Here is a 22,615-nt window from a genome sequence, read left to right as displayed (position 1 = left end):
GTGATGTGTTCGTGGACGCGTTTTGCCATGTCATCGCATGGCCACATAGGTTCCCGGCGCATCGCCAAGCGGTGGTTGCGTCCCGCCCATGGCAGGCGGAGCGACGCGCCCGGCCGAGCGCCCGGCCAACCATTGCTGCCATGCCGGCCACCAGGAGCCTTCGTTCAGCGGGGTCTCGGCACGCCACAATTGCGGATCGATATAGCGATCGCCAGCGGCACGGGTCGCAATCTGGAAGCTGCGCCGGGGGTGCCCTGGCTCGCTGACGACGCCGGCGTTGTGCCCGCCGCTGGTCAGCACGAAGGTCAGCTCCGCATCACTGAGCAGATGCATCTTGTACACGGATGGCCAGGGAGCGACGTGATCGCGCACCGTGCCGACGATGAACATGGGCACCTCGATGTCGGCCAGCGCCACGGGTCTCCCGCCGACGCGGTAGCGCCCCTCGGCCAGGTCGTTGTCCAGATACAAGCGCCGCAGGTACTCGCTGTGCATGCGGTACGGCATGCGGGTCACGTCGGCATTCCAGGCCATCAGGTCATTGAAGGTCTGGCGCTCACCCAACAGGTATTCACGCACCCGTCGCGACCAGATCAGGTCGCGCGAGTTGAGCATCTGGAACGCGCCGGCCATCTGCCTGCCGTCGAGATAGCCCTTGTCCCACATACCGGCTTCAAGCCAGGCCAGTTGACTGTCGTCGATGAAGAGCGCGATCTCGCCCGATTCGCGGAAATCGATCTCCGACGCCAACAGCGTCAGGCTTTGCAGCCGCTCGTCGCCATCGCGCGCCATCGCGGCGGCGGCGATCGTGAGCAAGGTGCCGCCCAGGCAATAGCCCACTGCTTGCACTTTGCGCTCGGGCACGATGGCCGTGACCGCATCCAACGCGTCCATGACCCCCAGCCAGCGGTAATCCTCCAGACCGAGGTCGCGATCGGCCGCCGTCGGGTTCTTCCATGAAAGGATGAACACCGTGTGCCCCTGATCGACCAGGTACTTCACCATCGAGTTGTGCGGCGACAGGTCGAGGATGTAGTACTTCATGATCCAGGACGGCACGATCAGTACCGGCTCCGCATGCACATCCGGCGTCGTGGGTGAGTACTGAATCAACTCGATCAGGTGGTTTCGAAACACCACCTTGCCTGGAGTGATCGCCACGTCCTTGCCCACCTCGAACCCTTCGACCCCTGCTGGCGCATCGTCGAGCGCGAGGCGTCGCGCATCGTCAAGGAAGTTCACGGCGCCGCGCCACAGGTTTGCGCCACCGCTTTGCGTGATGGCGTGCAGCACCTCGGGGTTGGTCCAGATGAAATTCGAAGGCGACCACATGTCCAGCCACTGCCGCCCAGCGAACGTGACCATGTTCTCGTGATGGCGCGACACGCCACGCACGCCCGTGGTGGCGTTGTGCCACCACTGCTGCTGGAGCAAAAAACCCTGGTGAATCACGTTGAAGGGCCACTGCTGCCAAGCCGGGGCGGCAAAGCGCCGATCCTGCTCCAGGGGCTCGATGCAGGTCGGGCAATCGTGCGCGCTGGCAACACGCAAGGCATAGCGCGCAAGGCGTTGCTGTTTGTGCAAGCCCTTTTCGATCAAGCTGCGTTGCTTGCCTGGCGAAAGGCTCAGGTGCAGCGCCCAGTCGTACCAAGCCAGCAGGCCGGCCGCCGGTGACAACCCCCCCGTGCTGCGCGCCCGCCAAGCATTCGCAAGCGTATCCAGGGCGTCAGGGCGACAGGCTTCGGGCTGCGTCAGATCGGCCCTGCCATGTATTGCGACGTTGCTCATTTCCAGCCTTTCATTTAGCGAGTAACATATTACTATCTTATCGCTCGCAGGAAAAGTTGCAAGCCTTCCGCAGGGGCGCAAAGTTTTTTCAGCCTTCACAAACGCAATCACTGCCGCAGCTGAAGCTCCAGGCCCAACGATCACGCATCTTCCGATCTGCCTGATATGGGATCCAGCTTCTTGAGTTGCATCAAGTTGACCGATCCGCTCTCCGTATGAAAGGCCCGCAGTTCTGTCTCATCCGACAAGTTTCCGATCTTGCGTCATGGTCATTTTACGTGTTACGATAGTAATAGATCACTTACTACATGGAGTCTGAATCGTGAGCCAACGCCCCCAGTACCTGTCCGCCGAAGATCGGCGCGCGGCCACAGTGCAAGCCGTGGTTGATCTGGCAGCCGAGCAAAACCCGGCCGAGATCACGACCACGGCGATTGCCGACCGAATGGGCTTGACGCAGGGCGCGTTGTTTCGTCACTTCCCCAACAAGGAAGCCATCGTGGAAGCCACGATGTCCTGGGTCGGCGAACGCCTTCTGGTCAGCGTGGACAAGGCGGCCGAAGGCGCCGCATCTCCTGGCGCGGCGCTCGAAGCCATGTTCATGACGCACATCGACTTCGTGTCCAAGCACCCGGGCGTGCCACGCATGCTGTTCGGAGAGTTGCAGCGCTCTGGCGAGACGCTCGCCAAGCGCATGGTGCAAACCCTGATCCGCCAGTACGAGCAGCGCCTGCGCCGCCTGATGGAAGCGGGCAAGGCGCAGGGCGAGCTGGATGCGGATCTGGACGTGGATGCCGCCGCCGTGCTGTTCATCGGCACGATCCAGGGGCTGGTCATGCAGTCCCTGCTGGCCGGCAAGGTCAGTCGGATTCGTCGCGATGCGCCCGCCGTGTTCGCCATCTATCGCCGTGGCATCGAAAGCGGCACATGAAGCACCCGTCCAGTCCTCAAACGGCACGACGATCCAGCAAACCCTCCGAAGAACCGGGAGCAATGAACATGACAGCACACAACGGGCGCGGCATCTGGATGCGTGTGATCGCCCTGATTGCCATCGGTTTTGGCCTGATGACCATCCGGGAAGGCGGCGCCGTCCTGTTTTATGACGGTGCAGGGCGTGACGCGGCCGGAAGCTATGTGCCCTTCGTGCTTTGGTTCAACTTTCTGGCCGGGTTCGCCTACGTCATCGCTGGCGTCGGGTTGTGGATGCGTCGGCGCTGGGCCACATGGCTGGCCATGGCCATCGCAGTTGCGACGGCACTCGTATTCCTGGCCTTCGGAGTGCATGTGGCGCTCGGCGGCGCCTGGGAGCGGCGCACGGTCATTGCCATGACGCTGCGCACGCTGGTGTGGGTCGGCATCGCGGCCATTGCTTGGCGTCGATCAACGGCGAATGCACCGGCCACGCGCGAGCAGTGAGCATCTTTTTTTAGTGGAAACCCATCCATGACAACTCCGAACCTCTCTACAAAAAAAACCCGTTGGGTCGTGATCATTGTTGCCCTGCTCGTTCTTGGCGGTGCACTGGCGTTCTGGTTCACGCGCGGCCATGACAATCAAGATGCATTGCGCCTCTACGGCAACGTCGACATCCGCGAGGTTCAATTGGCTTTCCGCCAGCCCGGGCGCGTCACGCAGATGGCTTTTGACGAGGGTGATTCCGTCACTGCCGGCGCGCGCCTGGCCACGCTCGACGCGCAGCCATATCAAGACGCCCTTGCAGCCGCACAAGCCCAGGTACAGGTGGCGCAGGCGGAGCTGACCAAGCTGCGCCGCGGCCTGCGACCTCAGGAAATCACCCAGGCACGCGAGGCGCTTAAGAAAGCGCAGGCGCTCGCCCTCGATGCCGAGCGCAACTTTCAGCGCCAGAGCAGCCTGTTGGCGTCGGGTGCAAGCAGCCAGCGCACGGTCGATGCTGCCCGCACCGCAAGAGATCAGTCGGTTGCGGGCGTCGAATCAGCCAAGGCCGCCCTGTCGCAAGCATCCGAAGGCTTTCGCAAGGAAGACATTGCCGCAGCAGAGGCTCGCCTTGCAGCGGCGCAGGCAGCCGCAGCGCAAGCCACTACATCTCTGGCGGACACTGAACTCATGGCACCCAGCGATGGAACCATCATCGCGCGGGTGCGTGAACCCGGCAGCATGGTGGCCAGCCAGAGTGCGGTCTACAGCCTGAGCCTGGACAAGCCCGTGTACGTGCGCGCCTACGTGGGCGAGCGGGATCTGGGCCGCATCGCACCGGGCACGGCGGTGCACGTCAAGAGCGATTCCGGGGAAAAGATCTATCGCGGCCAGATCGGTTTCATCTCGCCGCGCGCCGAATTCACGCCCAAGACAGTGGAGACGACGGACTTGCGCACGGATCTGGTGTATCGCCTGCGCATCGTCATTGACGAGGCCGACAGCGACGCCGCCTTGCGTCAGGGTATGCCGGTGACGATCGCGGTCGATGCCAAACCAGCCTCCAGCACGCGCGTGGGAGAACGTTGAGATGCAGGCAAACGCAGCCATGACTGCCACGCCGACGAGCGCGAGCGCCGATGTCGCCGCCGTCGTTATCGAAGGCGTGGACAAGCATTTCGGCAAGGTGCAGGCCCTGCGGAACTTGAGCGCGCACATCCACTATGGGCGGCTGACGGGTCTGGTCGGCCCGGACGGAGCCGGCAAGACGACGCTGATGCGGATTCTGACCGGCCTGCTGGTGCCCAATGCCGGCCGCGTCACCCTGGCCGGCTATGACGTGGTCAAGGACAACGACGCCATTCACGTGGCCAGCGGCTACATGCCACAGCGCTTCGGCCTGTACGAAGACCTGTCGGTGATGGAGAACATGCGCCTGTATGCGCAGCTGCGCGGCATGGATGCGGATCGCAATGCCGATCTATTTGCCGAGTTGCTGGACTTCACGCGGCTGGGACCTTTTACGAAGCGCTTGGCCGGCAAGCTCTCCGGCGGCATGAAGCAGAAGCTTGGCCTGGCCTGTGCGCTCATGGCGCGGCCCAAGGTGCTGCTGCTGGACGAGCCCGGCGTGGGCGTTGACCCGGTCAGCCGCCAGGATTTGTGGCGCATGGTGCAGGCACTGACCGATGAGGGCATGGCCGTGGTCTGGTCTACCGCCTATCTGGACGAGGCCGAGCGCTGCGAGAGCGTGCTGTTGCTGAACCAGGGGCAGCTCTTGTTCGATGGCCCGCCGCAAGCACTGACCGCGCAGCTCGAAGGCCGCAGCTTCCGCCTGGAAAACGTCGGCGCCGAGCGCCGGGCGGTTCTGACCGAGGCACTCGATCTGGAGAGCGTGAGCGATGGCGTGATCCAGGGCGCCGGCGTGCGCGTGGTACTGCGCGAGGGTGCGCAGGCAAGCCAAATCCAGTCGCTGGCTGATCGTGCCCAAGTGCAGCTGGCCCGGGTGCCCGCGCGCTTCGAAGACGCCTTCATCGATCTCCTCGGTGGCGGCCCCGGCGGCACTTCGACACTGGCCGAACGCCTGTCACCGGTCGAACTGGGCTCGGACATTGCCGTCTCCTGCCGCAATCTCACCAAGCGCTTCGGCGAGTTCACCGCCACCGACCAGGTCAGCTTCGAGGTGCGCAAAGGCGAAATCTTCGGTCTGCTCGGCCCCAATGGCGCCGGCAAGTCCACCACCTTCAAGATGCTGTGCGGCCTGTTGAAACCCACTGCGGGCGAGGCGCACGTGGTGGGGCACGATCTGCGCCGCGCCACCGGCGCGGCCAAGAGCCGGCTCGGCTACATGGCGCAGAAATTCTCGCTCTACGGCCTGCTGTCGGTGCAGCAGAACCTGGAGTTCTCGGCCGGCGTCTACGGGTTGGAGGGCAACACCCGGCGCGAGCGCATCGGGGAAATGATCGAAACCTTCGATCTGGGCGACTGGTTGTCCGCCACGCCAGATTCCCTGCCGCTGGGGCACAAACAGCGCCTGGCGCTGGCCTGCTCGCTCATGCATCGGCCTCCCGTGTTGTTCCTGGATGAGCCTACTTCGGGCGTGGATCCGATCACCCGGCGCGAATTCTGGACCCACATCAACGGCCTGGCGCGCAAGGGCGTGACCATCATGGTCACCACCCACTTCATGGACGAGGCCGAATACTGCGACCGCGTCGCCATGCTCTCTCGCGCGCGCCTGATCGCGCTCGACACGCCCGATGCGCTCAAGCGTGCCGCCGCGAATGCCGAACATCCCGACCCGACCATGGAGGACGCCTTCATTCACCTGGTGGAGTCTGCCGACCGTGAGATGGAGGTTGCCGCATGAACGTCGTTGAGAAACACAAGGACGGCGCTGGCCCGATGCAGGGCGACTTGCGCCGTTTTGACCTGCGGCGCCTGGTGGCCTTGGTCACCAAGGAAAGTTATCAGGCGTTGCGTGACCCATCCACTTTGTTGATCGCCTTCGTGCTGCCGGTGGTGTTGCTGCTGCTGTTTGCCTATGCAGTGTCGCTGGATGCGAAGGATGTTCGTGTCGGTGTCGTGCTGGAGTCGCCCGGTGCGGCAGCGCAGGAACTGGCGGCGGCGTTTTCCGGGACGCGCTTCCTCGATGTGCACTTCGCCCATGATCGCCGCGAAGTGGCCGAGCAGCTCGTCTCCGGTGCGCTGCGCGGCTACGTCGTCATTCCGCAGGATTTCGAACAACGCTTGGCCCAGCGCGGCAGCGAGCCGCTGGTGCAGATCGTCACCGATGGCTCCTACCCCAACACCGCCAACTATGTCGAAAACTACGCTCGCGGCGTGGTGCAGACGTGGCGCGCCGGGCTGGATGTCGCAGCACCCGCGCAGTCCGTCGTGCTGGAGCCGCGCTACTGGTTCAACCCCGAGCTGGAAAGCCGGCGCGCGCTGATTCCGGGCGCGATTGCCATCGTCATGACCATCATCGGCACCATGTTGACCGCGCTGGTGGTGGCGCGCGAATGGGAGCGCGGCACCATGGAGGCGGTGCTCTCCACGCCGGCCTCGGTGGCGGAGATATTGATCGGCAAGCTGCTGCCGTACTTCGTGCTCGGCATGCTGTCCACACTGGGCGCGGCCGCACTGGCCGTGTTCGTGTTCGGCGTCCCGATGCGTGGCTCGCTGGCGGCGTTGCTGCTTTTGTCCGCCGTGTTCATGGTGCCGGCGCTGGGCCAGGGTCTGCTGATCTCGTCCCTGGCGCGTAACCAGTTCCTGGCGGCGCAGATTGCGCTGTTCACGGGCTTTCTGCCGGCTTTCATGCTGTCGGGCTTTTTGTACGAGATCGATGCCATGCCGGCGCCGATCCGCGCCATCACCCGAGCGGTTCCGGCGCGCTACTTCGTCGACTCGCTCAAAACCGTGTTTCTCGCCGGCGACATCTGGGCCGTATTCCTGCCCAATCTGGCAGCCATGGCGGCGATCGGGGCTGTGTTCTTCATCATCGCCAAGCGCGCCACGCGCAAGAACCTGGAGTGAAGCCATGTTGACCTCCGCCTTCTCGTTCACCCGCCTGCGCGCCCAATTCATCAAGGAAGTGCTGAGCGTGCTGCGCGACCCGCGCAGCCGCATGGTGGTGTTCGTGCCGCCCATCCTGCAATTGCTGGTATTCGCCTTTGCCGCGACGCTGGAAGTGCGCAACGTCGACATCGCCGTCTACAACCAGGACGCCGGACGCTGGTCGCACGAACTGGTGCAGCGCCTGGACAGCGCCCGCTTCGTCACCCACGTCCGGCATGTGGACAGCCAGCGGCAGTTGCACGAGATGATCGACCGGGGCGAGGTCATCGCCGCACTCGCCATTCCGGTGGACTTCTCGCGCACCATCGCCGCCGGTGGCAGTGGCAAGGCACAGGTGGTGGTCGATGGCCGCCGCAGCAACTCGGGCCAGATCACCGTGGCCTACCTGTCCACCATTGCCGCCGACGTCGGCGCCGAGGTTGTGCCCGACGCGCAGGCACCGACGCCGGTGGTCGTGCGCCACTGGTTCAACCCGAACCTGGTCTACCGCTGGTTCATCGTGCCCGGCTTGACCGGCATCCTGGCACTGTTCAGCGCGCTGCTCATCACCTCGCTGTCGATCGCGCGCGAGCGCGAGCTTGGAACCTTCGACCAGCTGCTGGTGTCGCCCACCTCCACGCCGGAAATCATTATTTCCAAGTCGTTGCCGGCACTGGCGATCGGCACGCTACTCGGCCTGTTCATGATCAGCGCAGGCGTGTTCCTGTTCGGCATTCCGTTCACCGGCTCGTTCGCACTGCTGCTCGCCAGCCTGGTGCTGTTCATCCTGTCGGTGGTCGGCATCGGCCTGATGATTTCCGCAGTCAGCATGACGCAGCAGCAGGCCATCCTGGGTGCGTTCGCCATCGGCGTGCCGGCGGTGCTGATGTCAGGCTTTGCGACGCCGGTGGAAAACATGCCCCTCGTCCTGCAATGGATGGCCCAGGCCATTCCACTGACCCACTTCCTCATCATCGTCGAAGGCAGCTTCCTCAAGGCCATGCCGCCCGGCGACATTCTCGCCAGCCTCTGGCCGTTGGCGGTCATCGCCCTCGCCACGCTGACGATGGCCACCGTATTCGTCCGAGGACGCCTGCAATGAAAACCAAAACCCGCCACCTCTCCTCGCGCACGCCAGCCGCACAGCCGACGTCCAGGCGCTTGCGCCCGCTCGCGCTGGCCCTGTCCTGCGCGCTGCTGACCGCCTGTGCGACCGTGGGCCCCGACTACCGCGAGCCGCCTCCGGTGGACATCGGCAACGGCTGGACCTTGCCTCTGGCGAGCGAATCGCAGTCCGCAGACCTGGCCCGTTGGTGGTCTGCACTCGACGATCCCATCCTTGACCGTCTGATGGGCGCGGCGCTGGCACAGAACCTGGATCTGCGCCAAGCCGCGGCACGCATCGACGAGGCGCGCGCCCTACGCGACCGTGTGGCGGGAGATCGGCTTCCCACCGTTAGCGCAGGAGCCAGCGTCAATCGGCGTCGTCAAAGCGAAAACGGCCCCTTGCCCGTGGGCTCGATTCCCGGCCTTGACGCCACCCAGACCATTTACGACGCAGGTTTCGATGCGGCCTGGGAGGCCGATCTATTCGGCGCCAAGCGCCGCGCCCTGGAAGGCGCCAGCGCCCGCCTGCAAGCCACCGAAGTCGAAGCACAGGGTGTGCGCATGCGCGTCGCGGCCGAGGTTGCGCGCACCTGGTTCACTGCCGTTGGCGCTGGATACGAGCTGCATGCGCAACAAGCCACGCTGGACACGCTGCAGCAGACCTTGGAGTTGGTGCGCCTGCGGCATGCATTGGGCGACGCATCCGCCGCCGATGTAGAGGCGGCCTACGCGCAGTGGACCGCCGTCAACGCGCTGCTGCCGGACATCCAGGCACGCCAGCGCGCCGCGGTGCTTGGCCTGGGTGTGCTGCTAGGCTCCCCGCCCGAGCGTGAACTGGCATTGCTCGACGGCCCATTGGCACCGTGCACGCTGCGTGCCTTGCCGGTGGGCGAGCGTGCCGACCTGCTGCGCCGACGCCCTGACGTGCTGGCTGCGGAACGGCGACTGGCAGCAAGTTCCGCTGACATCGGCGTGGCCACGGCCGAGCTCTTCCCCAAGCTCTCCATCGGTGTTGGAGGCGGGTTTCAGGCGCTCAGCACGGGCGATTGGTTCGATGCATCCAGCTCACGTTTTTCCATCCTGCCGCTGATTTCCTGGCGCCTGTTCGACGGCGGCCGCGTGCGCGCTGAAATCCGGGCACGTGAGGCAGCCGAGCAGCAGGCTGCGCTGGCCTATGAGCAGGCGGTGCTGGCGGCGCTGGGCGACGCCGAGCGTGCGCTTGGCGACTATCACGGCGGGCTGGACACATTGGAGCGCCGCGCCATGGCCTTGGACGCGGCACGAACCAGCTACGGCTACGCCAAGGCCCGCTACGCCGCGGGCGATGTTGCACTGGTGGAACTGCTGGCCGCCCAGCGCAGCTTGCACGACGCCGAGACCGCGGCCGCCCGCGCGCATACCAGCGCCGCGGTGCAGTTGGTGGCGCTGTACAAGGCGCTTGGTGGTGGCTGGGATGCACCTGCAATGACATCGCAAACCACGAATCCAGCCCTGAAGCCGATCGCAACTGTGCTCGCAGCACCCTCAGTTCCTTGATTCAACGAAAGGAGATCACCATGCAAATCAACGTAGGAAATCTCGACCGCATCGCGCGCGTCGTCATCGGCCTGATCCTGCTCAGCTTGCCGTTGTGGCTGGATTCACCGTGGCGCTGGCTGGGGCTCATTGGAATCATGCCGTTGATCACCGGCCTGGCGGGTCGCTGCCTAGGTTACCGCCTGCTCGGCGTGAGCACCTGCCCGATGCAAAAGAAATAACCCGAGTGAGCATCCTATGAAACTGAACTTTCTGGGCGCTGCGCGTGAAGTCACCGGATCGTGCTTCCTGGTGGAGGCGCTCAACCTGCGCTTCCTGGTGGATTGCGGCATGGTTCAGGGCGGGCGCACGGCGGCGGCGCGCAATCGCGAGCCGTTCACGTTCGATCCGGCGTTGATCGACTTCGTGCTCCTGACCCATGCCCATATCGACCATAGCGGACTGTTGCCCAAACTCACGCGCGCTGGGTTCAAAGGAGCCATCTACGCCACTCCCGCTACGGTTGATCTGCTGGGCGTGATGCTGCCCGATAGCGCACACATCCAGGAGAGCGATGCAAAACGCAGTGCCAAAAGATCCCGTGGAGAGGATGCGCTGCCGCCGCTGTACACGCTGCAGGATGCGCGCGAATGCCTGCAACAAGTACGAGGCATCGAATACGACCGGGAGTTCGCGCCCCGTGTCGGGGTGCGCGCACGCTTTCGCGATGCCGGACACATCCTCGGATCGGCCATTATCGAAGTCTGGGTCACCGAGTATGGCTACCCGACGAAACTGGTATTCAGTGGCGACCTTGGCCAGCCGGGACGCCCGATATTGCGCGACCCGACACCCATCGAGGACGCCGACATCCTCGTCATCGAGTCCACCTATGGCAACCGCCAGCACAAGGACCTCTCGGCCACCGAAGAGGAGATGATCGGCATCGTCGAGAAAACCCTGTTCGAGCGCGGTGGCAACGTCATCGTGCCGGCCTTCGCGGTCGGTCGAACCCAGGAAGTCCTCTACCACCTGCACCGTCTCACCAGCGAGGGGCGACTGCGGCAACCGAAGGTATTCGTTGATTCGCCTATGGCCACGGAAGCCACGCGCATCACACGCGAGCACCTTGAGCTGTTCGATGAGCAGGCAAAGCGCCTGGCAGGATGGCACGCGCGCGGCGAAAACCTGCCGTATCTGCATTTCACGGAAAGTGCCGAAGAGTCCATGGCGCTGAACCAGATTCGTTCGGGCGCCATCATCATTTCCGCCAGCGGCATGTGCGATGCGGGGCGCATCCGGCACCACCTGCGCCACAATTTGCCGCGCAAGGAATGCAGTGTCCTGTTCTCCGGCTTCCAGGCGCAGGGAACACTTGGCCGTCAACTGGTCGATGGCGCTCAACGCGTGCGCATCTTCGGCGACGACATTCCGGTGCGCGCGGCGATCCACAGTGTCGATGGGCTCTCGGCGCACGCCGACCAACCGGCCCTGATGGCCTGGGCCCGCGGCTTCAAGCAAGCCCCGGAGCAAACCTTCGTGGTGCATGGGGAGCCGTCCGCTGCGCAGAATTTTGCGGAACTCCTGCAACAGCAGCTTGGCTGGCAGGTCTCGGTGCCTGAACATGGCCAGGTGGTGCCCTGGCCGGATTTTCTGGCGATCGAGCGATGACCCCATCCGCTGATCCTGACGAGCGCCTGCGCGCCATCCTCGATTCACCCACGTACCGTCTTGCGTACGAAGACATCGATTTGCTTGGCCAGGAAGAGCTTCGGCCATTGCGCCTGCAGCTTGAGCTGCTCAAGCCCGAGCGCATCCTGCACGAACAAGGCGTCCATTCGACGGTGGTGGTCTTCGGCAGTGCACGCGTCAGCGACGCCGAGACGGCCACCGCCCGCCTTGACGCGCTGGAGCAGCAGGCGCGCACCACGCCGCAGAATTCCAAGCTGACACAAGAGCTCTCCCGAGCCCGCCGCCGCGTGGAACAGGCGCGCTACTACGAAGAGGCACAGCGCTTCGCCCACCTGATTTCCAAGCGCTTCCAGCAACAGGAGCGGTGCGATTTCGTCGTCATCACCGGTGGCGGGCCAGGCATCATGGAGGCAGCCAATCGCGGTGCTTTCGATGCCGGGGCTCGCTCGATCGGGCTCAACATCACGTTGCCGCACGAACAAACCCCGAACTCCTACATGTGTCCGGAGCTGGCGTTCCGGTTCCACTATTTCGCGCTGCGCAAGATGCATTTCCTGATGCATGCGCGTGGTCTGGTGACCTTTCCGGGCGGCTTCGGCACGCTCGATGAATTATTCGAAGTGTTGACTTTGATCCAAACCGGCAAGATGCAGCGGATTCCGGTGGTTCTGGTCGGTCGCACCTTCTGGCATCGGGCCGTTGATTTCGACCTTCTGCTCGACGAAGGCTACGTATCACCATCCGATCTCGACTTGTTTACCTGCGTGGACAAAGCCGAAGAAATCATTGGCGCCCTGGAACGCTTTTACATCGATAGGGCAACAGACGGCACGCCATCATGATGCGCATCGGCAGCCGTCACGCGTGCCTGCCCAAGGCCAATGCGCGGCGGCCGGTGCGCAGTGTCACGCTGATGGTTGCCTGCGCGGTGCTCGGTCCGGTTGCCGCCCATGGCACGGAACTCACACCCTCAGCTGATTCTTCCCGCTGCCTGCCAGAGCAGTCCCTGCACTGGAGAGGAGGCACCCTGCGCCTGGAGAACGATTTGTTCACCGGTACCGACCGCAACTACACCAATGGCGTGGCGTTGAGCGTGGTTTCGCGCGATCTGCAAGGCGCGCTCCGCCCGGAATGTCTGCCCCAACCGATTGCCTGGTATACCCGCTTCATCGGCTGGGCTGATCCCGAGTTCTGGCGGGACTCTGGAGCCCGGTCGGCATCGCAAAACATCGTCGTGCGCTTCGGCCAGTCCATGTACACGCCCGAGGACAAGACGCGCACCGATCTGATTTCCGACGATCGCCCGTACGCCGGCCTGCTGTACCTGGGCTTGGCATGGAATCGCCGCGTCCAACCACAGGCCGCCAGCTACGAAATGCTTGACGTGCGCGAACTGACCCTGGGCGTGATTGGCCCTTGGTCGTTGGCGGAGCAATCACAGGATCTGGTGCATCGGGTGCGGGGCATCGATCGCTTTCGCGGCTGGGACAACCAGTTGCGCAACGAACCCGCGTTCCAGATGGCCATGGAGCGCAAGTTCAAGTCGTACACGGAGGGTGCCGTCCGGCCGGGATGGAGCGGCGACGTGATCGGCAGCTATGCCCTGCGGATCGGAAACATTGAAACCGCAGCCAGTACCGGCGTGGAATTGCGTGCGGGCTGGAACATTCCGAACGATTTCGGCAGCTATCCGATTCGACCCGGCGCTGAGAACCGCCCGCCCTCGGGCGTTTCCGACCTGCGCAGGACCGAGCCGCAATCGGCGCGCGCGCCCAAACCCGGAGCGCATGCATTCCTGAACCTGGAGGCCAAAGCCGTTGCCTGGGACTTCTCGCTCGACGGGAATCTGTTTCGGCACAGCCACCACGTCAGTCGACGACCCTGGGTCGCTCAGGCAGCCATTGGCATCAGCAGCCAATGGATTGTTGCCGGGCATGGCGTGCGGCTTGCCGTGATGCGCGTCTGGAGAACCCGCGAGTTCGACCAGCAGATCGGCCATCACGCCTTCGGATCGATTGCGCTGAGCATGGAATTTTGAAAGCCCGAAGTCATGCGCTCGTCTGCGAAGCATTCACCAACAACCTCAATGGAGAACCTCGTGAGTCACCTCTTGAACCATCGACAGCTTTTGACGATCGCCTTATCAGTAGCCTTGGCTACCGCCGCCACGGGGCTTGGTGCGCAGTCCGCCGAGGCCGCAAAGCCGATGGCGCTTCGCAGCGTCATGGAGAAGCTTGGCCGTGACATGCAAGCCGTCACCGGCGCGATTTCCAAGGAGGAATGGACGTTGGTCGCCGAGTTGGCGCCAAAAATTGCCAAGCATGCCGAACCGCCCCTGGGCGAAAAGATGCGCATTCTTGGCTGGCTTGGCACGGATGCCGGGAAGTTTCGGGGTTTCGATGGACAGGTCCATGACGCTGCGAGCTCCATGGGGGATGCCGCCAAACGCGGTGACGGCCCGGCCGTGATCGCGGCATTCTCCAAGACGCAACAAAGCTGCCTCGCTTGCCACCAAAGCTTCCGACAATCGTTCATGAAGCAATTTTATGAGAGTCGCTGACACGCATTTGTCCCAGACCGGTTTGTATGGGACATCACGATTGGGAGCGTCACGATGAGCAACTCACAGCCGAGCCTCATCCTGGTACTCAATTGCGGCTCCTCAAGCATCAAGTTCGCCTTGTTCGATGCACAGGCGCGCCCGTTGCCGCGCAAGCCGTTCTGGCACGGCAAGGTGCAAGGGATTACTGGGCTTGTGCCTGAATACAGCGACAGTGGCACTGCACAGCAGCGCATCCATCTGGATCACGAACACCCTCACACCGCCGCTCTGGCGTTGATTCAAGCGCGCATCGTGGCCCGACTCGATGGCCGCCGCATTGTGGCCATCGCGCATCGTGTCGTTCATGGCGGCAGCAGGTACTTCGAGCCAACCCTGGTGACCGCTGGCACCATCGCGGAGCTGCGGGCCTTGATTCCTTTGGCGCCGCTGCACCAACCCTTTCCTCTGAAGGCCATGAGTTTGCTGTTCGAGCAGTGGCCCGGAATTGTTCAGGTAGCGTGCTTCGATACAGCCTTTCACCGCACGGTGCCAAAGGTGGAGCAGATCCTGCCGCTGCCGTACTCGGCCTGGGAACGCGGTCTGCGCCGTTACGGCTTCCACGGCCTTTCGTACGACTACATGAGCCACGTTCTCCCCGAGCGCCACGGCGATCTGGCACGCGGCCGCACCCTCGTCGCGCATCTCGGCAGCGGGGCCAGCCTGTGCGCGATGCAGAACCTGCAAAGCGTCGCCACCACGATGGGCTTTTCCGCACTCGACGGCCTGATGATGGGCACCCGCACAGGTTCGCTCGATCCGGGCGCCTTACTCTACCTGATGGAAATCGAAGAGCTCTCGCTGGAAGAAGTGGGCCGCACGCTTTACAACCAGTCCGGCCTGCTCGGTGTTTCCGGAATTTCGGCCGAACCGCGCGTCGTGGTGATGCACGAGGCTGATCCTGGCGAAGCCGGCGAACGAGCCCGCATCGCGTTAGCGCTCTACGTGCGCCGCATCGTGCGCGAGATTGGCGCGCTGGTCGCAGTCCTTGGCGGCCTGGATCTGTTCGTGTTCACTGCCGGCGTCGGTGAGCACAACGCCTTCGTGCGCGAGCGCGTCTGCCGCGACCTGGCCTTTCTCGACATCAAACTGGATACGGATGCCAACGCCATTGATGCCCCAGTCATCTCCACCACCGACAGCCGGGTACTGGTCACGGTGGAGCCTACCAACGAGGAATGGGTCGCAGCACGCTATACGCAGGAATTGATGAGCGCCGCGTGATGTCCCAGCCAGGCAAAGCTCGCTCGGCTCAACGAGCTCTGTAGCCACATTGGGTTCGTCGGCACCAAAGAAGGAAAATCACATGACCACCGCTTCCACCCTCCGCCAGCGCTGGCTGACCGGCCACGGCCCCATCGTCCATCGCGACGAGACCGCCGCACGTGTCGAGGCGCTGGTGGCTCGCTTGATCGCTGACGGCCGCGTTGCAGACGAAGCAACGGCCTACAGCCTGCTTGCCGCCGCCGACCGCCTGGGCTGCGTGGCCATGAACGTGGTCGCGCACATGACCTATGCGCGCCGCATCGATCTTTCCGGCGCGGTGCTGTCAGCCGAGGACTTCAAGCCAACGCCCGAAGGCCACACTGGCGGCTCACTGAACATGGTGCAGGCCTTCGTCGGCTACCTGCTCGCCAACGCACTCACCGGCAGCACGCGCGGCTGGATCATGGGCCAGGGCCACTGCGTCGCTGCCATAGAAGCCGTCAATGCGCTGACCGGCGACGTCTCGCCCGCGCAGCGGGGACGCTACGACCACAGCGCGGAAGGCCTGTCGCGCCTGTGTGCCGATTTCTATTCGTATGCCATCGATGCGCAGGGCCTCCCGGCTGTGCCGCTGGGCAGCCATGCCGGCCCCAACACCGTCGGCGCCGTGTCCGAAGGCGGCTATCTCGGCTTTGCCGAACTGCAGTACATCCACATGCCGCTGCCTGGCGAATCGCTGGTCGCCTTCCTCAGCGATGGCGCCTTCGAGGAGCAGCGCGGCCCGGACTGGGCGCCGCGCTGGTGGCGCGCGCAGGACAGCGGCTTCGCTGTGCCGGTGATGATCCTCAACGGCCGGCGCATCGAGCAGCGCACCCAGATCATGCAGGAAGGCGGTGCGCAATGGCTGGCCGAAGACGTGCGCCACAATGGTTTTGACCCGGTGATCGTCGATGGCCACGACCCGGCCGCGATCGCCTGGGCGATCATCGAAGCCGAGGATACGCTGCGCGTCCTCGCCGCCGATCCGGATCGCCGCTATCCGGCGCCTTTGCCCTACGTGATCGCCGAGACCGAGAAGGGCTTCGGCTTTCCGGGCGCAGGCAGCAACGCCGCGCACAATCTGCCACTGGGCGGCAATCCTCATATCGATGTCGCCATGCGTGAGCTGTTCAACGAAAGCGCGGCTGCGCTGTTCGTTGCACCGGCCGAACTCGCCGCCGCGCTCGCCGCCTTCGCGACCCACGCTGCCCAGCAACGTCCGCTGGAAAGCGCGCATCCGATGGCGCACCGCCACCCCGCTGCGCCCAGGCTGCCCGAACCGCGCTGGGAGATGCCAGGCAGCGAAGGCAGTGCGATGACGGCGCTAGACCAGTGGTTCGTTGAATTCGCCAAAGCCAATCCCGAGCTGCGCATGCGCATCGGCAACCCTGACGAATTAGCCAGTAACAAGATGGGCGGCACGCTGGCGCTGCTGAAGCATCGCGTCAACGAGCCCGAACCCGGCGTGCCCGAGGACCTGCACGGCGCCATCATCACCGCGCTCAACGAAGAAGCCGTGGCCGCCGCCGCGCTCGGCAACAAGGGTGGACTGAACCTGATCGTCAGCTACGAAGCTTTCGCGGTGAAGATGCTCGGCCTGATGCGGCAGGAAATCATCTTCTCCCGCCACCAGCGTCAGGTCGGCCAGACAGCGGGCTGGCTGTCAGTGCCGCTCATCGTCACCTCGCACACCTGGGAAAACGCCAAGAACGAACAGTCGCATCAAGACCCGACCATCGGCGAAGCCCTGCTGGGCGAGATGTCGGACACCTCGCGCGTACTGTTCCCGGTGGATGGCAACACCGCCGCCGCTGCGCTGCGCGACGTCTATGCCGGACGCGGCCAACTGGCCTGCCTGATCGTCTCCAAGCGCGACGTGGAAAACCGCTTCGACGCCGAATCGGCGCAACGCCTGATCCGTGACGGTGCCGCCCATCTGATCGGCGACCCTGCCAAGGCTGAGGTGCAGCTCATCGCGCTGGGCGCCTACCAGCTCGACGAGGCCATCAAGGCGCAGCAGCACCTTGCCGAGCTAGACAGGTGCGCCTGCGTCACCGTCATCCTGGAACCCGGCCGCCTGCGCATCCCGCGCGACGCCATGGAAGCCGAATTCGTCGATGACGACGCCACTGTCAACGCACTGTTCCCGCCGGGCCTGCCGCGCGTGATCCTCACTCACACCCGCCCCGAACCCATGCTCGGCATCCTGCGCCGCATCGACAGCGGCCCCGCCAGGACGCACGCCCTCGGCTACATCAGCCGCGGCGGTACCTTCGATGTTGCCGGCATGCTGTTCGCCAACCGCTGCACCTGGGCGCATGCGGTGGATGCCGCAGCGACCGTGGCCGGCTGGAATCGTGAAGCACTGCTCGACCATGCGCAGCGCGCAGCTCTTGATGGCACCGGCAAACCAGGTGATTTACTGAGCCCGTGAGTCAGGCGCGCGAGCCCTGTGCCGACCACGAAGTGTGCCGACAGCACTGCCTGACGATATGCCACGGAGACGTCGTGATGAACTTTCTCTTGAGGTGGTTTCAGCCGATCGACATCCCACGTCCCCGCACCACATCCCACGACACAACGCCGCCGCGCATAGTCGCCGCGATCTGCTGCCCCAGTCGCTGCTCTATCACCGGCTTCCACGGCACCAGGCTGAACCCCAGGCCGTCATCAAGCATGGCGTAGCGCCCACTGGCGAGCATCACGCTGCGCCGATAGATGCCGGCCACGCGCTGCGCATCGGCTACCGGGCGATGCTCCAGACCAGTTTCGACGGCAATGTCCTTGGCGGCCTGCGCCAGTTCCCGGTTGCGTAACGTGCCCAGCAGGTTGCGCGCCAAGATCACGCGCTGCCCGCGCCGCTCGGCCAAACCCTGTTCGGCCAGGAAATCGGCGCGCTGCTGCATCGCCTGCTTGGCTTCGCCGCCAAAGCCCAGATCGCCCAGGCCCGAACCACCACCGATCAACTGCTGGTCGAGCCAGGTGGCCCCGATCACGCGCGCCTGTCGCTCGATGGGCAGGTGCGATTTCAGCTCCACTGCCACGCCGCCCAGGCGCTGCGCGTCGTACTGGCGACCACGCTCGGGCAGGTCGTCCGGCACCTTCCATAGCCCTTCGGCCACGCGCTCCACGACGCCGGCGCGGCGCAGGGCTTCCAGCCGTCGAACGTGGGCGGCTACAACCTCTTGCGGATCGCGGCCAGGAACGGCCTGACCTTGCACCACGGCAAGGTGATGATCGGTGCGGTACAGGCCACCGCTTGCCAGCGCAGCGATGTTGCGGTCGGCCGCGCGCACGTCGGCCGATCCCTTCACCTCCACCACGGCGCCGGCCGGATAGTTCGCCAGTTCGTCGCGGGCGTTGAGCGCGACATAGTGGGCCTTGCCGTCCACCCCGTCGATGACCAGATAGCCCCGGTCGCGCAGCTCGTCGGCCAGGCCCTTGGCGGCCACGCGCCCGAGGATGGCTCGGCCATCGTCCCCAGGCTCGAACACCTCCAACTCGCGCGTCTCGCCGCGCATGGCCCGCTGCATGGTGCGGATGATGTCGCCGCGCTCGCCCAGGGCGCGCAGGGTCTTTTCCGCGTCGGCATGGACGGCCCAGGTGCCGGGCTGCATCTCGTCGGCCAGGCCCAGGCGCTGCAAGCGTTGCAGGCGGCCGATCAGCAGCAGGCGCTGGCGTTGCAGCCGGGGTTCGTTGAACCGTTCGATCTGCACCCGACCATCCTCGCCGGCCTCGCGCTGCAACGTGCGGTCGAGGCTAGTCCACCGCTCTTGCTCCACCTCGCGCTGCAAGGTCTGCTGGATCTCCAGTTCGGTGCGCGGCCCCAGCCATTCGGTTGCCAGTTCGGCGGCGCGATGGCGGAAGCCATCGGCGATGTAGTCGCCAGCGATGATGAGGTCTTTGCCGGTGTCGTCGCGTCCGCGCACGACGATGTGCGTATGCGGGTTGTCGGTGTTCCAGTGGTTGACGGCCACCCAATCGAGGCGCGTGCCTAGGTCGGCTTCCATCCGGCCCATGAGGTGCCGCGTATAGGTACGCAGGTCTTCCAGCTCGGCGCCATCCTCGGGCGAGAGGATGAAGCGGAAATGGTGCCGGTCGTCAGCGCAGCGTTCCCTGAAGGCGTCGAGGTCGGCGGCATCGGTCTGCGGCCCGTAGGCTTGGCCCGGCTCGCCATCGCGGCCCACGCCGTCGCGCTCGATGTAGCGCAGGTGCTTGGCGAGCGACTGCGGACTGGCCCGCTGCTGGTTGACCAGCAGCGTCTTGATGGTCACGCGCCGCGACATGGGCGTGAGCTTCGCGCCCGCGAAGCGCGCCGCCGTGTGGCCGCGCCCCAGGCGCGAGCCGGGCCGCTGGCCGGTGCCGGCGCCCTTGCCACTGCCACCAGGACGGCGCACCGTGGACTTGCCGCCGCTGGCCTTGCCCGCCTGCTTGAGCACCTCGGAGACGAAGCCCTGGCCCCGGTTCTTCGGTGCACTGGGGCGGACGCGGAAATCATCGTCGCGGCGTTTGGTCATGGCTGCGCTCCCTGCAAGCTATGGCGTGTCCGGGCGTGCGAAGCACGCGGACATGCTTGCATCGGCGCGGGCCTCGCGCCCCAAGCGGCACGGCGGCGAAACCGCTCCGTGCCGCGCCACCCCCACGTGCAGACTGGCTTTGCGGGCCGACAGGTGCCGCCCCCTTTTGTCTTGCCTTCCGCCTTTGCCCTTCGCTGTCGTTCCGGGTGTCGGCGGCCCGGCGGCGCTGTGCTGCTTGCAGCCAGCCCGTCGGCGAACGCGCCAATGGCCGCAGGCCGGGCGTGTTCAAGGCAAGACGCCTGCACGTTGGACGGCTGCGCCGGATGTTGCGCGAAGCGCGGCGCGGATGCGCTCGCGCTGCACGCGCGACGACACGGCGGCAGCAACCGGGACGACATGCCTGATGGCACGATGAGAGGCACGGCAACGTGCAGCAAATCGGCGGCCATCATGGGCGTGTCTCCAGCCAAACCGGATGCGCGACGCCGATCACGGCGGATGCGCTGACCGGCCCGAAATAGCGGCTGTCGAACGACGCCGGATTGGTGACACTCAACAGGAACAGTTCGCCCTCGGCCAGTGGCCGGCAATGCGGCCAGGATGGCAGCGGTCGGCCCAGCCGATCGGCAGGCAGCGCGGCGGCCGCAGGCACGCCGTCGATGCGTACCTGACCGGCGACGATGCAGACGTGTTGCGGCGCGACCGCGCCCACACGTTTGAGCAGCGGGATGTGCGATGGCAGGTAGCCGCGCTGCGCGGCGAGCGCGGCAGCGTCGGCAGGCAATCTGGTCAGGACGATGCTGCCCACGGACAAGGAACGTGGCAGCAAGGCGGCCCGATGGTCAAGCGGCTGCACGCGATACCAGCCGACCGGCACGCTGTCGGACGGGTTGTAGATCAGGCGCGGCAGCGGCTGCACGAACGCCGCCCAGGCCAGCGCAGCAAGGCCGACGGCGGCGAAGCCCGCCAGCACGATGCGAGCGCGCCAACGTGCGCGGGGCGAGCGAGGACGCGATGCGGTGCCGTCAGTGGAAACGGCGGTCATGGCAGTTCTTTCCCGATCAGCCATGCGGCGTGCCGCTCGGCGGTGTATTCGGGCAGCGGCAGGCGCGCAGCGAGTCGGTTGGCAAGCGTGCGCCAGTACGCGGGCGAGACGGCGACGGGCGCGATGCCCAGCGCCTCGATGGCGTCGATGCGTGCCAACACGCCGCGCACATGGTTTTCGCCCTCGGCGTGCAGCAGCAGGCGCGCGCCCGGCTGCACGCCAGGGATGCGCTGCGCCGCATCCAGCGGCGTGCAAGCCTGCATGACCATGAGCTGCCAGCGCACGGTGCCGTAGTCGTTGGCCTGCCAGCGGATACGGCACAACATGGCGCCCGGCAGGAACACCGCGCAGCGCCGCCAGCGGTCGAGCTGGTGCGTGCGCGCGGGTTCACCGAAGCGCAGGTAGATCTTGAAGCGCAGTTCGATGTAGGCCAGTGCCACGCGCGTCAGCGGCGCGCTGGCAGGCCGGCCGGAAGGTGCTGCGAGCGCAGCCGTGGCCGCGCCAGCGGCAGGCGAAGCGGATGCGGTCATGGGGTGTTCTCCCTGCGGTGTTCTGGAAACTCCCGCTCCAGCAGGCCGCGCAGCAGGTCGGCCACGGTCACGCCTTGCGTGAAAGCCGAAACCTTGATGTGCGCCCGCATCGCGGGCGTGATGTCGAGGGTCAGGCGGGCCGTGTAGAGGTCGCCTTTGTTCAGCGCATCGGCGTCGCCTTGGCGAATCCACGCCTCGGCCTGTGGATTCGCGGGCGGACGCGCGCCAATACCGACGCGCTTGGTGCGTGGTGCTGGCTTCGCTGTCATGCCGGCCACCGCAGCAGTTCGTCCACCAGCGCGGTGATTTCGCGCGCGGCAGCGCTATCCGGCGCCGTCTCGCGGGCGAGCCGGCCGGCGGCCACGCTGTCGGCGAATACGATGCGCTGACGAACCTCGGCGCGCAGCGCAGGCAGCGGCTGCTCGGCGAGCGCGCCGCGTGCCTCGCGTCCGATCACGGTGGTGCTGACGCGCCGATTGATGACGAAGGCTGCGGCGAGCAGCGGCCGAAACACCTGCGCCTCGCGGATCAGTGCCACCATCTCGGCGCTAGCCCACAGGTCGTAGGGGCTGGGCTGCACGGGAATCAGCACGCGCTCTGCCGCCAGCAGTGCGGAGCGCGCCAGCGCCGCGATGCGCGGCGGGCCGTCGATGACGACGTGATCGGCCCGCCTGGCGAGTTCTGGTGCTTCCTGATGCAGCGTTTCGCGTGCCAGTCCCACGGCGCTGAACAGCCGTGGCAAGCCTTGCTGGCTTCTGCGCTGCGTCCAGTCCAGCGATGAGCCTTGCGGGTCAGCATCCAGCAGAACGACGTGCTGGCCGCGCATCGCCAGCTCGCCAGCGATGTGGGTGGCGAGCGTGGTCTTGCCGACGCCGCCTTTCTGGTTGAGCAGAGCGACAATCATGGCGCGGCCCTCCGTGTTGGAAAGCCGGGCTTTTGCTGCTGCGCTTGTGGCCGCGTGGTGGTTATCCACCGCAGCGGCGTTTCCCTACTAAAAGTTAGAGAAATTAAGTTAGGGAAGTTAGAGGGCGCGCAAACCCAATGCTGGCGCGGGTTTTCGGCCGATCGGCACGCCTGATAGCACGATAGTCCCACGCCTGATAGCACGATACCCGGCACGCCTGAT

The 22,615-nt window shown here is 65.3% G+C and carries 20 protein-coding genes; 14 read left to right on the top strand and 6 right to left on the bottom strand.

Annotated features, from left to right (window positions below; genetic code table 11):
• Nucleotides 1-30: 30 nt before the first annotated feature.
• Entirely contained in the window at nt 31-1,788 is a 1,758-nt protein-coding gene (locus QY917_RS02840) for an alpha/beta hydrolase (RefSeq protein ID WP_123676508.1), read from the bottom strand.
• A gap of 322 nt (nt 1,789-2,110) precedes the next feature.
• On the opposite strand from QY917_RS02840, the gene QY917_RS02835 reads away from it, so the two are divergent.
• The 14 genes from QY917_RS02835 (at nt 2,111) to QY917_RS02770 (ending at nt 17,831) form a co-directional block, all read left to right on the top strand.
• Nucleotides 2,111-2,719 carry a TetR/AcrR family transcriptional regulator gene (locus QY917_RS02835; RefSeq protein WP_054666182.1) on the top strand — a complete coding sequence of 203 codons (609 nt, stop codon included), beginning with the start codon at nt 2,111-2,113 and terminating at the stop codon, nt 2,717-2,719.
• A gap of 68 nt (nt 2,720-2,787) precedes the next feature.
• Nucleotides 2,788-3,207, top strand: coding sequence for a hypothetical protein (locus QY917_RS02830; RefSeq protein WP_054668692.1), 420 nt, complete (start codon nt 2,788-2,790; stop codon nt 3,205-3,207).
• A 69-nt stretch (nt 3,208-3,276) separates the two neighbouring features.
• Entirely contained in the window at nt 3,277-4,275 is a 999-nt protein-coding gene (hlyD, locus tag QY917_RS02825) for a secretion protein HlyD (RefSeq protein WP_302078501.1), read from the top strand.
• Between the two features lies 1 nt (nt 4,276).
• The gene (locus QY917_RS02820; protein ID WP_123676510.1) at nt 4,277-6,052 is read left to right on the top strand and encodes an ATP-binding cassette domain-containing protein; all 1,776 of its coding nucleotides are present in this window, start codon (nt 4,277-4,279) and stop codon (nt 6,050-6,052) included.
• Nucleotides 6,049-7,218, top strand: a complete 1,170-nt coding sequence (locus tag QY917_RS02815) for an ABC transporter permease (RefSeq protein ID WP_123676511.1) — start codon at nt 6,049-6,051, stop codon at nt 7,216-7,218. The genes QY917_RS02820 and QY917_RS02815 overlap by 4 nt, the downstream gene beginning before the upstream one ends.
• 4 nt (nt 7,219-7,222) lie before the next feature.
• Nucleotides 7,223-8,341 carry an ABC transporter permease gene (locus QY917_RS02810; protein WP_054666191.1) on the top strand — a complete coding sequence of 373 codons (1,119 nt, stop codon included), beginning with the start codon at nt 7,223-7,225 and terminating at the stop codon, nt 8,339-8,341.
• On the top strand, nt 8,338-9,882 hold the full coding sequence (locus QY917_RS02805) for an efflux transporter outer membrane subunit (protein WP_054666194.1): 1,545 nt from the start codon (nt 8,338-8,340) through the stop codon (nt 9,880-9,882). Before QY917_RS02810 ends, QY917_RS02805 begins: the two co-directional genes overlap by 4 nt.
• 20 nt (nt 9,883-9,902) lie before the next feature.
• Complete coding sequence (locus QY917_RS02800) at nt 9,903-10,103, top strand: DUF2892 domain-containing protein (RefSeq protein ID WP_015912930.1); 201 nt, start codon at nt 9,903-9,905, stop codon at nt 10,101-10,103.
• Nucleotides 10,104-10,119: 16 nt separating this feature from the next.
• Complete coding sequence (locus tag QY917_RS02795; protein ID WP_123676512.1) at nt 10,120-11,532, top strand: MBL fold metallo-hydrolase RNA specificity domain-containing protein; 1,413 nt, start codon at nt 10,120-10,122, stop codon at nt 11,530-11,532.
• Entirely contained in the window at nt 11,529-12,395 is an 867-nt protein-coding gene (locus QY917_RS02790; protein ID WP_015912928.1) for a TIGR00730 family Rossman fold protein, read from the top strand. Before QY917_RS02795 ends, QY917_RS02790 begins: the two co-directional genes overlap by 4 nt.
• Nucleotides 12,392-13,591 (top strand): lipid A deacylase LpxR family protein, encoded by a 1,200-nt coding sequence (locus QY917_RS02785; protein ID WP_123676513.1) that lies wholly within the window; start codon nt 12,392-12,394, stop codon nt 13,589-13,591. The genes QY917_RS02790 and QY917_RS02785 overlap by 4 nt, the downstream gene beginning before the upstream one ends.
• A 48-nt stretch (nt 13,592-13,639) precedes the next feature.
• The gene (locus QY917_RS02780) at nt 13,640-14,113 is read left to right on the top strand and encodes a cytochrome c (protein WP_123676514.1); all 474 of its coding nucleotides are present in this window, start codon (nt 13,640-13,642) and stop codon (nt 14,111-14,113) included.
• A gap of 54 nt (nt 14,114-14,167) precedes the next feature.
• A complete protein-coding gene (locus QY917_RS02775) occupies nt 14,168-15,376 on the top strand; it encodes an acetate/propionate family kinase (RefSeq protein ID WP_123676515.1) in 1,209 nt (402 codons plus the stop codon).
• Nucleotides 15,377-15,458: 82 nt separating this feature from the next.
• Nucleotides 15,459-17,831, top strand: a complete 2,373-nt coding sequence (locus tag QY917_RS02770) for a xylulose 5-phosphate 3-epimerase (RefSeq protein ID WP_123676516.1) — start codon at nt 15,459-15,461, stop codon at nt 17,829-17,831.
• 100 nt (nt 17,832-17,931) lie between these two features.
• On the opposite strand, the gene QY917_RS02765 is transcribed toward QY917_RS02770, so the two are convergent.
• The 5 genes from QY917_RS02765 to parA form a co-directional block, all read right to left on the bottom strand.
• Nucleotides 17,932-19,914 (bottom strand): relaxase/mobilization nuclease and DUF3363 domain-containing protein, encoded by a 1,983-nt coding sequence (locus QY917_RS02765; RefSeq protein WP_054666206.1) that lies wholly within the window; start codon nt 19,912-19,914, stop codon nt 17,932-17,934.
• Nucleotides 19,915-20,362: 448 nt separating this feature from the next.
• Entirely contained in the window at nt 20,363-20,959 is a 597-nt protein-coding gene (locus tag QY917_RS02760; protein ID WP_054666207.1) for a S26 family signal peptidase, read from the bottom strand.
• The gene (locus QY917_RS02755; RefSeq protein ID WP_054666208.1) at nt 20,956-21,489 is read right to left on the bottom strand and encodes a DUF2840 domain-containing protein; all 534 of its coding nucleotides are present in this window, start codon (nt 21,487-21,489) and stop codon (nt 20,956-20,958) included. Before QY917_RS02755 ends, QY917_RS02760 begins: the two co-directional genes overlap by 4 nt.
• Nucleotides 21,486-21,758, bottom strand: coding sequence for a hypothetical protein (locus QY917_RS02750; RefSeq protein ID WP_054668693.1), 273 nt, complete (start codon nt 21,756-21,758; stop codon nt 21,486-21,488). The genes QY917_RS02755 and QY917_RS02750 overlap by 4 nt, the downstream gene beginning before the upstream one ends.
• Nucleotides 21,755-22,393, bottom strand: a complete 639-nt coding sequence (parA, locus tag QY917_RS02745; RefSeq protein WP_054666209.1) for a ParA family partition ATPase — start codon at nt 22,391-22,393, stop codon at nt 21,755-21,757. The genes QY917_RS02750 and parA overlap by 4 nt, the downstream gene beginning before the upstream one ends.
• Nucleotides 22,394-22,615 lie beyond the last annotated feature (222 nt).

This window comes from Diaphorobacter sp. C33, assembly GCF_030503915.1.
Lineage (GTDB): Bacteria > Pseudomonadota > Gammaproteobacteria > Burkholderiales > Burkholderiaceae_C > Diaphorobacter > Diaphorobacter nitroreducens.
The sequence above is the reverse complement of the archived record's forward strand: the minus strand, read 5'-3'. Positions and strand labels throughout refer to the sequence as shown.

Excerpts from the sequence above, each read along its gene's own strand:
- QY917_RS02790 (WP_015912928.1), top strand. The coding sequence starts at position 11,529 with ATGACCCCATCCGCTGATCCTGACGAGCGCCTGCGCGCCATCCTCGAT.
- QY917_RS02820 (WP_123676510.1), top strand. The coding sequence starts at position 4,277 with ATGCAGGCAAACGCAGCCATGACTGCCACGCCGACGAGCGCGAGCGCC.
- QY917_RS02815 (WP_123676511.1), top strand. The coding sequence starts at position 6,049 with ATGAACGTCGTTGAGAAACACAAGGACGGCGCTGGCCCGATGCAGGGC.
- QY917_RS02760 (WP_054666207.1), bottom strand. The coding sequence starts at position 20,959 with ATGACCGCCGTTTCCACTGACGGCACCGCATCGCGTCCTCGCTCGCCC.
- QY917_RS02775 (WP_123676515.1), top strand. The coding sequence starts at position 14,168 with ATGAGCAACTCACAGCCGAGCCTCATCCTGGTACTCAATTGCGGCTCC.
- QY917_RS02805 (WP_054666194.1), top strand. The coding sequence starts at position 8,338 with ATGAAAACCAAAACCCGCCACCTCTCCTCGCGCACGCCAGCCGCACAG.
- QY917_RS02780 (WP_123676514.1), top strand. The coding sequence starts at position 13,640 with ATGGAGAACCTCGTGAGTCACCTCTTGAACCATCGACAGCTTTTGACG.
- QY917_RS02785 (WP_123676513.1), top strand. The coding sequence starts at position 12,392 with ATGATGCGCATCGGCAGCCGTCACGCGTGCCTGCCCAAGGCCAATGCG.
- QY917_RS02770 (WP_123676516.1), top strand. The coding sequence starts at position 15,459 with ATGACCACCGCTTCCACCCTCCGCCAGCGCTGGCTGACCGGCCACGGC.
- QY917_RS02755 (WP_054666208.1), bottom strand. The coding sequence starts at position 21,489 with ATGACCGCATCCGCTTCGCCTGCCGCTGGCGCGGCCACGGCTGCGCTC.
- QY917_RS02810 (WP_054666191.1), top strand. The coding sequence starts at position 7,223 with ATGTTGACCTCCGCCTTCTCGTTCACCCGCCTGCGCGCCCAATTCATC.
- parA (WP_054666209.1), bottom strand. The coding sequence starts at position 22,393 with ATGATTGTCGCTCTGCTCAACCAGAAAGGCGGCGTCGGCAAGACCACG.
- QY917_RS02800 (WP_015912930.1), top strand. The coding sequence starts at position 9,903 with ATGCAAATCAACGTAGGAAATCTCGACCGCATCGCGCGCGTCGTCATC.
- QY917_RS02840 (WP_123676508.1), bottom strand. The coding sequence starts at position 1,788 with ATGAGCAACGTCGCAATACATGGCAGGGCCGATCTGACGCAGCCCGAA.
- QY917_RS02830 (WP_054668692.1), top strand. The coding sequence starts at position 2,788 with ATGACAGCACACAACGGGCGCGGCATCTGGATGCGTGTGATCGCCCTG.
- QY917_RS02750 (WP_054668693.1), bottom strand. The coding sequence starts at position 21,758 with ATGACAGCGAAGCCAGCACCACGCACCAAGCGCGTCGGTATTGGCGCG.
- QY917_RS02765 (WP_054666206.1), bottom strand. The coding sequence starts at position 19,914 with ATGACCAAACGCCGCGACGATGATTTCCGCGTCCGCCCCAGTGCACCG.
- QY917_RS02795 (WP_123676512.1), top strand. The coding sequence starts at position 10,120 with ATGAAACTGAACTTTCTGGGCGCTGCGCGTGAAGTCACCGGATCGTGC.